Raw genomic sequence first — 8,264 nt, forward strand, 5'->3', positions numbered from 1 at the left:
TTTTATAATTATGTTTTTAATTTTATCTTTAATTATAGTTTCGTGTACAAATAAATCGAAAGAAGTAAATAGCAGTGATGATAAAAAGAGTAAAGTTGCTACAGCAGATATAAGAACTGAAGATAACGTTTTAAATGTGGGTTCAATTAAAGATTTTAAAACTTCTAAAGAGGGACATAGTTTAATATTTGACTCTCTAACTCGTATTGATCATTTATATAAGCCCATACCATGGTTGGTAACTAAATGGGAAATAAGCAAAGATTATATGGAGTATGATCTTTTTTATAATACAAATGTTAAATTTCATGATGGAACTATGCTAACAGGTGATGCTCTAAAATATAATATAGAAACTGGCGGCACTATTAATTACTGTTCTTATTCATATGTTTTAGATAATGTAGAAGTAGTTGAAGATGGACATTTGAAGGTTAAGTTAAATGCGCCATACCTATATTTGTTGCAGGATTTATCAAAAATTCCAGCTGTTCCAAAAGATAGTTTGGATGATAAGGGTAATAAGACTTCTCTTGTTGGAACTGGTCCTTTTAAATTTGTTGAAACTACTCAAGCAGAAATTTCAATTTTAAAGAAAAATGATGATTATTGGGATAAGAATTATAAGACTGATATAGATACTATAAATTGGCATGCAATAGCTGATGAACAAACTAGAAAACTTGCTCTTGAAAGTGGTCAAATAGATGTTTTAGGTTTGACAGAGCATTATATTTCTCTACCTTATAGTACAATTTACGATTTTAAAAAAATAAGAATTACAATATTGTAAAAGAGTCTGATGAAAATTATACCTCTGTAGCTAGTATAAATTCTAATTGGAAAACTGGAAAGATGTCAGATATTAATTTAAGGAAAGCTATTTTAACTATGTTTGATCGTGAAGAATTGGTGAAAACTGTATTGTTTGGTATACCTAATCCTTGTGGATATTTATATAATCCTAAATTTGAAGATGGTCCTGATGAAAATAGTGAACTTAAATATGATTTAAATATGAGTAAAAAATATCTTGAAAAAGCTGGTTATAAAGTTGGAAATGAAAGTACACCTACTGTTGATAAAGATGGAAAGGTGCTTGACATGAAATTCATTATAGATGATGAAGAATACCAAAAAGATGTCTCTATTTATTTAAAATCTCAAGCAGCTAAACTAGGAGTTAACTTAAATATAGAAGTTTTATCTGGAGCTAAAAGAATTGAAACAATTAAAAGTGGTAATTTTGATTTAATTATGTCTCATCCGTGGTTTGTACCTCTTATTGACAGTTTGGGCTATATGGGATTGTCAGATGACTATTCGGATTATGGTTTAGGATATGGAATTAATCAAGAGATGAAAGATGCGGGTAAGAATTTTATAGAAGCTACAGATCCGTCAAAAATAAAAGAATCTGCTCAAGATATTTGGAAAATTCAGCAAGATGAAGCAGTTTCAACTCCGTTATTTAGTGATATAAGATATATAATTCACAACAAAAAATTTGAAGGATTTAAATTTGATGGAAATGTATTCCAAATTGACTTAAACGGAGTTAGGAGAGTAGAAGATGAAAGCTCGCTTGATTAGAAGTTTTATTTTATTAATACCAACAGTAATGATAGTATCTCTACTCTCTTTTGCCGTTATGTATTTTGCTCCTGGAGATGCTGCCAGACTTTTACTCCAGGAGCAACTTGATACAAACAATGTAACAGAAAAGCAGGCCGATGATTATAGACAAAGATTAGGGATTGATAAATCTTTTGGGAATCTTTATTTTGATTGGCTTAAGGGAGTTTCTAAGGGAGATCTTGGAAAATCCTTAAGTTTTAATAAGCCCGTAAGTGAAATTTTCTGGTCTAAATATAAATTAACTTTAAGAATATCACTTCTTAGTGTTTTATTTGAGATTTTGCTTGCATTTCCAATTGCACTTAAATCCGGAATGAAACCAAGGGGACTTGCAGATAAATTTGTTAATTTTTGGTCTGTATTGACTTGCTCAATACCATCTTTTTGGATTGCTTTAATTATAGTTTGGATTCTATCTGTAAAATTAAAGTGGAAATATACAATAGGATATTATGGGCTCAAAAGCTTAGTAGTGCCGGCTTTGATTATGTCTTTTTTATCAGCAGGAAATTTGGCTAGAATATTAAGAAATAAATGTATGGATGTAATGAGAGAGCCTTATATTGAATTTGCTCGCTCTTACGGCTTAAAATCTTTTGATATTTTAAAATACCATGTCCTTCCGCACGTTCTTCCGGTTTCTATTTCCATTTTGGTCCTTGATATTTCAAATTTTTTGGGTGGGGCAGTTTTGGTTGAAACAATTTTTAATATACCGGGCTTTAGTACTCTTATCCAAAAAGCAGTTCAAATTAAAGATTTTACGCTTATAAGCGGTTCTTTGTTCATTATTGGGATTATGATATGTTCTTTAAATATTTTTGCTGACTTCATATATCCAAAGCTTGATTCAAGAAATAAAAATGATATAAATCATAAAGTTAATAAGAGGAATTTAAAATGAAAAAATTAGGAATAAAAAACTTTAATACTAGGTTTTACATCCCTGTTTATAGTTGTATCAGTAATTGCCATCTCCACATTTACTGACGGCAATTTAATTAGTGTATATAATAGTTTTGAACAACCATCACTTTCTCACTTTTTTGGAACGGATAATATGGGCAGAGACCTTTTTTAAGAACAATAGTTGGATTTAGAAATACATTTTTATATGCCTTATTAGTTCAAATTATTCCTTTTGTTTTAGGTTCGTTTATAGGTGCATTTTTAGGATATTATGGAAGTATAATTGACGAAGTTCTTTTACATTTTTTTAATATATTGTTATCATTTCCATCCATATTAGCTGCTATATTTTTGAGTGTGTTTGTTGGAGGTGGTGTATCTGTTGTTATAATGATTTTTTCAATATACGGATTAATTTACAATATAAAGCTTGTAAGAGCGGAAATTGGTCAAGTAAAAAATAGTGATTTTGTTTTAGGATTGAGGCTAAATGGAATTAGTGAAAAAAAGATTTTGTTTTCACATATGATTCCAAGAGCATTTTTTATTTTATGGCCACTTCTTCCTCTTCTTATTGGGCATACAATGATAGGGCTTTCTTCGTTTTCATTTTTAGGATTGGGAGTTCAACCTCCTACACCGGAGCTTGGAGTAATTCTAAAAGATTCTTTAAGATTTGCTAATAGCTTTCCTCATATGATAATTTTTCCGGGCCTATTTCAGATAACTTGTGTTCTAATTTTTACGTTATTTTCAGATTCTTTAAATATGGATTTAAGAACTAGACGTTTAGGAGGAATAAATGATTAATAAAATCTTTATAGAAAATCTTAGCATAAGTCATAGAGAAGCCGGAATGCTTTTGAAAGATATTTCCTTTAATATACCAAATGATGGGATATTTGCTATTTTGGGAGAAACCGGTAGTGGAAAGAGTTTGCTGGCAAAATCTATATTGGGTCTAACTTCACCTGAAATGAATATTTGCGGAAGTATAAAATATTATGACGAAAAGTATATAGAATATTCGCTTTTAGATCTTAAGATAAAGGAAATTGAAAAACTAAGGGGGAAAGAATTGCTTTGGATTCCGCAGAACGCCGGAGGAGCATTAAATCCTCTTGTAACTTGTGGCAAGCAAATTATTATAGCTTTAAGAAATAGTTTGAAAATTTCTAAAAGTGAATCTTTAGATAGAATTGATAAACTATTTAAACTTTTGGATCTTACGCCGACAAATAAAATTATGTCGATGTATCCTTATGAATTAAGTGGTGGTATGAAAGTTAGGCTAATGATTGCTATAGCACTTTTAATGGAAACTAAAACTTTGATTCTTGATGAGCCAACCAAGGGATTAGATGAAAAAAAGGCTTTTACTTTAATAAAACTTATGAAAAAAGTGGCATATGAAAGAAATATTAAACTAATAATCATTACTCATGATTTAAAACTTGTATTAGAATACGCTAAGTATTGTGCTGTACTTAATAAGGGCGAACTTGTAGATTATGGTAATACAAAAAACACATTAATGGATTCATCGATTCCTTATATAAAAGAACTTTGGAAAGCTTTACCTTCAAATGGAATGGGGATTTTAAATGGATAGGTTAGTAGAAGTTAAGGATATTTGTGTTTCTTACAATAATAGTAAGAAGATTTTAGAGAAGGCTTCACTTTATATTAATAAAAATGAGATTGTAGGATTAGTAGGAGAAAGTGGTTCAGGCAAGTCAACACTTCTATATGTAATTTGTGGTATAAAAAATGTCGATTACGGAGAAGTTTCTGTATACACAGATGATATAGGAATAGTCTTACAAAATCCGCAAACTGCACTTGATCCGTTAAAATCAATTGGATATTCATTAAGGGAATCCTTAGTAAGTTTTTTTAAAAAGAAAAATTTACCACGATTAAGTAAAAAAGAAATGAATCATAAAATAATTAAAGAACTTGAAAAGGTTGGGATTTCAGGAAGTAGAATCAATGACTATCCATATCAATTTAGTGGAGGTGAACTTCAAAGGATTTGTTTAAGTCGTGTACTTATTAAAAATCCGAAACTGTTGATTTTAGATGAAGCTACTTCCATGCTAGATGTATTGGTTCAAGCAAAGATTATGAAATTACTTTTAAAGTTACAATTAGAATATAATCTTAGCTATTTGATAATAAGCCATGATATGGATTTGATCAATTTAGTTTGCAACAGAGCCTATATTTTAGAAAATACACATATAAGAGAATTATTCAATAAAGAAGGTGATAGACAGTGATGATTCATAAAGAATAGTTGAAATGACCCAAGGGGTAAGAAAATATATTTTTTGAAGGGCGCAATTGGAATAATAATCAGCATAAGCTATATTATACAAGCCATATTTTTAGGAAAAGTAATTGCTCAAATGTACCAAGGTTCAGCTTTATTAGCTATGAAGAATAATTTAATTGTTTTAGCATCAATGTTATTATTGAGAATTATATTGGTTTGGTTTAATCAATTGTATGGTAAATGGATAGTAGCAAAAGTTAAAAATTATCTCAGGATGAGAGCTTACAAAAAATTAATGAAACTTGGACCGGGATATATGATTCATAATAGAACGGGAGAAATTGAATCTACTATTGTGGCCGGAGTAGATTATTTAGAAGGGTATTTAACATTATACATTCCTCAAATACTGGTATGTATCATGGGATCAGGGGCTATGGTTATTTATATTTTTTCGATTAAATTTGTATTGGGAATGATAAGCTTAATTTCAGTTTTAGCATCTTTGTTTGCGCCTATGCTTTTTGTATCAGTTCTAAAAAGGTTTACAAAAGAGCATTGGAGTTCATATATGGATCTAAATGCAGAGTTTGTGGATGCTGTACAGGGAATGATAACTTTAAAAGCTTTTAATGCAAGCCAAAGAATAGGAAAATTTTTAAAAGCAAAGATGCATATTCTTTTCCAAAAGACAATGAAAAGTTTAAGGTTTAATCTTCTTGATGTAGGAATTGCAGGTTTTTCTGCATCTATTGGATCAGCTTTTACTCTTGGACTTGCCGCATATTATACGGCAAAGGGAGAATTAGCTATTGAAAAATTACCGACACTTTTATTTTTAACTTCTGAAGTTTTTAGACCTATTACAGAACTTTCAATTTATTTTCATGCAGGTTTTATGGGAATAACATCAACTGATGGAATATTAAAACTTTTTGATGAAGAAGAATTTGTGATTAATAAAAAAAGATAATGAATATAATCACTTAAAATCACCGATAGAATTAAAATTTAACTCTATTTCTTTTAATTATCCTAAATCTAAAAAAACTGTATTAAAAGATATGAGTTTTAAAATTAAAAAATTAGAAAAAATTGCAATTGTAGGAGAATCGGGAAGTGGAAAAACCACTCTAATAAACTTGTTGTTGAGATTTTATGACCCTGACAAAGGGAAAATTTATTACAATAATATTGATATTAAAGATATTCCTTTAGAAGTTTTAAGAAAGCAAGTAGCGGTAGTATCTCAAGACACTTATCTATTTAACGGAACTATTATGGAAAATTTGAAACTTGCAAAAGAAGATGCGAGCATGGATGAATTAATAAGTGCTTGCAAAGCAGCAAAAATTCATGATTTTATAAGCGGTATGGAAGAAGGATACTTAACTTTTGTAGGTGAAATGGGGTTAAATCTTTCAGGTGGTCAAAGACAAAGAATAGCAATTGCTAGAGCGCTTTTAAAAAATGCTCCTTTAATAATATTAGATGAAGCTACATCGAGTGTAGACATAGAAAACGAAAAAGCTATACAAGAAAGCTTAGATATTTTACTTAAAAATAAGACATCGATAACAATTGCTCATAGGCTTTCAACAATTAAAAATGTAGATAGAATTTTAGTGTTAAAAGATGGTGAGATAGTTGAAGAAGGAAAACATAAAGAGCTTATAAAAAATAAAAAAGAGTATTATAAATTAATTTTAGCTCAAAGAGAGGTTATGTAAAATGATGGATAGATTTGAAAAATATATCAGCATAAAGAAACTTTCTCCTTATGCTTTCAAACATAAAAAAGTATTTATAAAATCAATAATTGCAGGAGTTTTTAATAGCTTATTTACATTGACTTCTCTTTTACTTGGAGCATATCTTACAGCCCTTGCATTTTCCGGAAGTTCACCAAATGAGATTTCAAGATATTTTCCTTTATTGCTGGGACTAATTATAGGCAAAGGTATAACAGCTTATCTTCATATGTTATTATGCCATGATGTAGCCTATTTAGTTTTAGAAAATTTACGTGGAGATATGTTTGATGCAATTGAATTTGCATCTCCATTAAATCCCGTAAAATATAGAACGGGAGAAGTATCATCTATAATAATGGAAGATGTAGAAACTTTGGAAACTTTTTTTGCTCATATGTTAGGAGATTATATTATAGCCATAATATGTATGATTTTATACATATTATTGTATTTAATATTATCATGGCAAGCAGCATTACTATCATTAATGGCAGGCATTATAATTATTACAATTCCCTATTGGTTTGGAAGTATAAATCAAAAATTAGGAAAGGAATCAAGAGAAAAACTGGGAAAAACAAACGCATCAGTAGTTGATACGGTTCAAGGTTTAAAAGAAATTATAATTTTTGGCAAAGAAAGTAAATATATACAAAAAGTAGTGGATGATACAAAAAAATTGGGAAAAATAGATACCAAGGATGGATTTATGAAAGGATTACAAGCTGGAATAATAAATTTTGTAATGTCAGTAGTATTAATTTCAGTGCTTATATTAGGTAATAAAATGGTAATAAGAGGACAATTAAATCCAAATTACATTGGAATTTTAGTAATGATGGCATTAAATATTTTTATACCGGTAGTTACTGTATCATCAACTGCAGGAAAAATAAATGTGGTTGCTGCATCAGCAGATAGAATAAATGCATTGTTAAATGAGCAACCTATGATTTTTAATATCCAAAATACAAATTCAAAAATTATTAATAATGATTTGCTTTTTGTAAAAGATGTATCTTTTTCTTATGAAAATAAAAAAGAAGTATTAAAAGATTTTAATCTTAGTGTGAAGCCCATGGAAAATATTGCGATTACAGGAAAATCCGGTGCCGGGAAAAGTACGCTTATCAATCTTTTGATGAGATTTTATGATCCTTTAAAAGGAGATATTTTTTTTAATGGACGAAATTATAAAAATATGACCGCTCAAGAGGTTAGAAAAAATATTGCATACGTTCCTCAAGATGTATACCTTTTTCATGGAACTTTGATTGACAATCTTAGGATTGGAAAGCCGGATGCGAGTTTTGAAGAAGTTGAAAAAGCTTGTAAAATTGCTGTAGCAGATGAATTTATTAAACAACTTGATGACGGATATAACTCTTTTGTAGGAGAACGCGGAATTACCTTATCCGGAGGCCAAAAACAAAGAATAGCAATAGCAAGAGCTTTAATTGTGGGAGCTCCGATTTTAATAATGGATGAAGCTGTTTCAAACTTAGACACTAAAAGTGAAGAATTGTTCCGACAAGCTTTAAAAAATATATCTAATGAGAAAACTATCATTACAATTGCTCATAGGATGTCAACTATACTTGAAGCAGATAGAGTCGTTGTTATTGAAAACGGACTAAAAGCTTTTGATGGGAAATTAGAAGACTGGAAAAGATTGTAAATATAAA

9 protein-coding genes are annotated in these 8,264 nt (G+C 29.5%); all 9 read left to right on the plus strand.

Translation table 11 applies throughout. The annotated features are described in order from the left end of the window. Positions 1 to 793 (plus strand): ABC transporter substrate-binding protein (locus HMPREF9129_RS04715; protein WP_004820893.1); only part of this gene is annotated, 793 nt, incomplete at its 5' end. A gap of 35 nt (positions 794 to 828) precedes the next feature. Then, on the plus strand, positions 829 to 1,593 hold the full coding sequence (locus tag HMPREF9129_RS04720) for an ABC transporter substrate-binding protein (RefSeq protein ID WP_257009189.1): 765 nt from the start codon (positions 829 to 831) through the stop codon (positions 1,591 to 1,593). Next, positions 1,574 to 2,542: an ABC transporter permease gene (locus HMPREF9129_RS04725; RefSeq protein ID WP_004820896.1), complete on the plus strand. Its 969-nt coding sequence runs from the start codon at positions 1,574 to 1,576 to the stop codon at positions 2,540 to 2,542. Before HMPREF9129_RS04720 ends, HMPREF9129_RS04725 begins: the two co-directional genes overlap by 20 nt. Before the next feature lie 254 nt (positions 2,543 to 2,796). After that, the gene (locus HMPREF9129_RS04730; RefSeq protein ID WP_257009190.1) at positions 2,797 to 3,357 is read left to right on the plus strand and encodes an ABC transporter permease; all 561 of its coding nucleotides are present in this window, start codon (positions 2,797 to 2,799) and stop codon (positions 3,355 to 3,357) included. Then, positions 3,350 to 4,159 (plus strand): ATP-binding cassette domain-containing protein, encoded by an 810-nt coding sequence (locus HMPREF9129_RS04735; RefSeq protein WP_004820899.1) that lies wholly within the window; start codon positions 3,350 to 3,352, stop codon positions 4,157 to 4,159. The genes HMPREF9129_RS04730 and HMPREF9129_RS04735 overlap by 8 nt, the downstream gene beginning before the upstream one ends. After that, positions 4,152 to 4,829, plus strand: a complete 678-nt coding sequence (locus HMPREF9129_RS04740; RefSeq protein WP_004820900.1) for an ABC transporter ATP-binding protein — start codon at positions 4,152 to 4,154, stop codon at positions 4,827 to 4,829. The genes HMPREF9129_RS04735 and HMPREF9129_RS04740 overlap by 8 nt, the downstream gene beginning before the upstream one ends. Before the next feature lie 51 nt (positions 4,830 to 4,880). After that, the gene (locus tag HMPREF9129_RS11970; RefSeq protein WP_004820902.1) at positions 4,881 to 5,798 is read left to right on the plus strand and encodes an ABC transporter transmembrane domain-containing protein; all 918 of its coding nucleotides are present in this window, start codon (positions 4,881 to 4,883) and stop codon (positions 5,796 to 5,798) included. A gap of 91 nt (positions 5,799 to 5,889) precedes the next feature. Then, the gene (locus tag HMPREF9129_RS11975; RefSeq protein WP_004820903.1) at positions 5,890 to 6,555 is read left to right on the plus strand and encodes an ABC transporter ATP-binding protein; all 666 of its coding nucleotides are present in this window, start codon (positions 5,890 to 5,892) and stop codon (positions 6,553 to 6,555) included. A 1-nt stretch (position 6,556) separates the two neighbouring features. Beyond that, positions 6,557 to 8,257, plus strand: coding sequence for a thiol reductant ABC exporter subunit CydC (gene cydC, locus HMPREF9129_RS04750; protein ID WP_004820905.1), 1,701 nt, complete (start codon positions 6,557 to 6,559; stop codon positions 8,255 to 8,257). Positions 8,258 to 8,264: the final 7 nt, after the last annotated feature.

The organism is Peptoniphilus indolicus ATCC 29427, from assembly GCF_000227315.1.
GTDB lineage: Bacteria > Bacillota > Clostridia > Tissierellales > Peptoniphilaceae > Peptoniphilus > Peptoniphilus indolicus.

What these genes read in the sequence shown, in the direction of transcription:
- cydC (WP_004820905.1), top strand. Translation starts at nt 6,557, where the DNA reads ATGATGGATAGATTTGAAAAATATATCAGCATAAAGAAACTTTCTCCT.
- HMPREF9129_RS04735 (WP_004820899.1), top strand. Translation starts at nt 3,350, where the DNA reads ATGATTAATAAAATCTTTATAGAAAATCTTAGCATAAGTCATAGAGAA.
- HMPREF9129_RS04725 (WP_004820896.1), top strand. Translation starts at nt 1,574, where the DNA reads ATGAAAGCTCGCTTGATTAGAAGTTTTATTTTATTAATACCAACAGTA.
- HMPREF9129_RS04740 (WP_004820900.1), top strand. Translation starts at nt 4,152, where the DNA reads ATGGATAGGTTAGTAGAAGTTAAGGATATTTGTGTTTCTTACAATAAT.
- HMPREF9129_RS11975 (WP_004820903.1), top strand. Translation starts at nt 5,890, where the DNA reads ATGAGTTTTAAAATTAAAAAATTAGAAAAAATTGCAATTGTAGGAGAA.